Source organism: Streptomyces sp. NPDC005574 (assembly GCF_040605435.1).
In the GTDB taxonomy this organism is placed as follows: domain Bacteria; phylum Actinomycetota; class Actinomycetes; order Streptomycetales; family Streptomycetaceae; genus Streptomyces.
On the sequence record NZ_JBEXCW010000261.1, the window covers coordinates 1 to 2,270 of the forward strand.

Sequence of the window (2,270 nt, forward strand, 5' to 3'; positions counted from 1 at the left end):
CCCGAGTACATCCAGTACGCGGGCGATGCTCCGCCTTGCGACGCACCGCACCGGACGCCGCGAGCTTCCCGGCAAACCCTTCCGGTCACGGCACTGGCGCCGCGACAGCCAACAGGCAACAGGCGCCGTCCGACACCGAGGAGCCGTTCATGACGATCAAGGTTGTCCGGGGCAATCCGACCCCGGAGGAGCTGGCCGCCGCACTGGCGGTGGTCCGGGCCCGCGCCGCGGTGGCGGCGGCCGCCCCGGAGGGTGTGGCCGCCCCGCGTGACGCGTGGTCGGACCCGGCCCGCATCGCGTCCCGCCGGCTGCCCCAGCCCGGCGGGACGGCGTGGGCCCGCACGTACTGGCCCGGCTGAGCACGCGCCGGGCGGACCGTACGACGACGGCCGGCACGGAGGGCCCCGCGGAGTTCGTCCGCGGGGCCCTCCTCGTGCGCGGGGCCCTCCTCGTGCGCGGGGCTCCGGTGCCTTGGGGCCGCCCGCCCGCGAAGTTGAGTACGCGTACTCAGGCGTACGGCCCCCGGGCCGACGCAAGCTCGAAGGCATGCTGTGGTCCGACCCTGACAACGAGCCGCCGAAGGAACTGCGTGACACGCAGAACATGCTCCGGCGGCTGGGCGTTCTGATGGCGCTGGCCATGGTGCTCGTGATGATCGTCATCGGGCTGAGGTGAACCACCGGGAGGGACCGGGGTGAGGGGCCACCGGCGCGCCGATACCCTGGCCGCATGACTGATCAGCCGCGCCGCCGACTCGTCCTCGCCTCCCAGTCCCCCGCCCGGCTGGGCCTTCTGCGCCAGGCCGGACTGGACCCCGAGGTCATCGTGAGCGGGGTCGACGAGGACGCCGTGAGCGCGCCCACGCCGGCCGAACTGGCCCTGGCCCTGGCCGAGGCGAAGGCGTCCGTCGTGGCGGCGAGGCCGGAGGTCCGGGGCGCGCTGGTGATCGGCTGCGACTCCGTGCTCGACCTCGACGGCGCGGCGCTGGGCAAGCCCGCGGACGCCGAGGAGGCCACCGCCCGCTGGAAGTCGATGCGCGGCCGTGCCGGGACCCTGCAGACCGGCCACTGCGTCTGGGACACGGCGAGCGAGCGGCACGTGTCGGCGACCGCGTCCACCGTCGTCCGTTTCGGTGAACCGACCGACGAGGAGATCGCCGCCTACGTCGCCTCGGGCGAACCCCTCCACGTCGCCGGGGCCTTCACCCTGGACGGCCGCTCGGCGCCGTTCATCGACGGCATCGACGGCGACCACGGCAACGTGATCGGCATCAGCCTGCCCCTGGTCCGCCGACTGCTGGGCCGACTGGGCGTCGGCATCACGGAGTTGTGGGCGCCGGCGGAGGCGTGAGCGGGGAGCCCCCGTCCCCCTTGGCGTCGGCGGGCTCGTCGGCCACCGACCGCTGCTGCGCGTCGTACGTCATCAGGAGCAGCACGATCAGCGCGAAGACCAGCACCATGAACAGCCACGCGTTCCAGCCGACCAGCCCCCAGGTGAAGGCGCCCAGCAGGGCGTGCACCACGGCGGCGCTGATCAGCAGGATGCGGCCGACCCCCGCCGGCCGCCGGTTCCGCAGCGCCACCAGCAGCGCGACCAGGCCGCACAGCGCGAAGTAGAGACCGAAGACGACCCCGCCGATCTTCGACGACATCGACATCACGTCGGGGTCGAGGCCCGCCAGCGACATCTTCTGGCGGTCGACCACGATCCCCATGAACCAGTTGAGTGCGGCGATCCCGATCGCCTCGGCGAACAGCACGACCGCCACGATCCACGCCACCGGCCTGCGCACCACCGGTCCCACCCACTTTCAACTGTCGCGCGAGCACGCTTCCTGTTACCCCAAGTACGTTCGAGACATCGTGAACGCTACTAACGGGTAAACCGCGGGACAAGGGTTCTGCGGAAGGCAAAGAATCATTGGGCCATTCGTAGGGACTCCACAAAGAAACCGAGTGGGCCGCAGCACGCTCTCACAGAGACCTTGACCACATCAGAGGGCTAGGGTTTCCGGGAGGAGTCCTGCGTGCCGAGGTGCGACAAGGGATTTCCCGGTCGAGCGAGCCTCGAATCACGCTCCGTGTGGGCAAGCTCACCATCGGGGACGGGTCGAAGTGCCGTGTCGGCAGTCCCTAAACTCGGCTTGTTTCAAGGAGGGAGCCTCATCGTGCGCAAGGTGCTCATCGCCAACCGTGGCGAAATCGCTGTCCGTGTGGCCCGGGCGTGCCGGGACGCGGGGATCGCGAGTGTGGCCGTATACGCCGATCCGG

General features: G+C 71.0%; 5 protein-coding genes. 4 read left to right on the forward strand and 1 reads right to left on the reverse strand.

Translation table 11 applies throughout. From position 1 onward, the window contains the following. Nucleotides 1-149: 149 nt before the first annotated feature. From ABZT03_RS43850 to ABZT03_RS43860, 3 genes are all read left to right on the forward strand, one after another. Nucleotides 150-359 carry an acyl-CoA carboxylase epsilon subunit gene (locus ABZT03_RS43850; protein ID WP_356049865.1) on the forward strand — a complete coding sequence of 70 codons (210 nt, stop codon included), beginning with the start codon at nucleotides 150-152 and terminating at the stop codon, nucleotides 357-359. Nucleotides 360-546: 187 nt separating this feature from the next. Next, nucleotides 547-675 carry a hypothetical protein gene (locus ABZT03_RS43855; protein WP_356049867.1) on the forward strand — a complete coding sequence of 43 codons (129 nt, stop codon included), beginning with the start codon at nucleotides 547-549 and terminating at the stop codon, nucleotides 673-675. Between the two features lie 54 nt (nucleotides 676-729). Next, nucleotides 730-1,350 (forward strand): nucleoside triphosphate pyrophosphatase, encoded by a 621-nt coding sequence (locus ABZT03_RS43860; protein WP_356049869.1) that lies wholly within the window; start codon nucleotides 730-732, stop codon nucleotides 1,348-1,350. On the opposite strand, the gene ABZT03_RS43865 is transcribed toward ABZT03_RS43860, so the two are convergent. After that, a complete protein-coding gene (locus ABZT03_RS43865; protein WP_356049870.1) occupies nucleotides 1,319-1,795 on the reverse strand; it encodes a hypothetical protein in 477 nt (158 codons plus the stop codon). The genes ABZT03_RS43860 and ABZT03_RS43865 overlap by 32 nt on opposite strands. A 372-nt stretch (nucleotides 1,796-2,167) precedes the next feature. On the opposite strand from ABZT03_RS43865, the gene ABZT03_RS43870 reads away from it, so the two are divergent. Then, on the forward strand, nucleotides 2,168-2,270 hold a 103-nt coding region (locus ABZT03_RS43870; RefSeq protein WP_158786612.1), incomplete at its 3' end, for a biotin carboxylase N-terminal domain-containing protein.

Coding starts and splice junctions, on each gene's coding strand:
- ABZT03_RS43850 (WP_356049865.1), top strand. CDS start 150: ATGACGATCAAGGTTGTCCGGGGCAATCCGACCCCGGAGGAGCTGGCC.
- ABZT03_RS43855 (WP_356049867.1), top strand. CDS start 547: ATGCTGTGGTCCGACCCTGACAACGAGCCGCCGAAGGAACTGCGTGAC.
- ABZT03_RS43860 (WP_356049869.1), top strand. CDS start 730: ATGACTGATCAGCCGCGCCGCCGACTCGTCCTCGCCTCCCAGTCCCCC.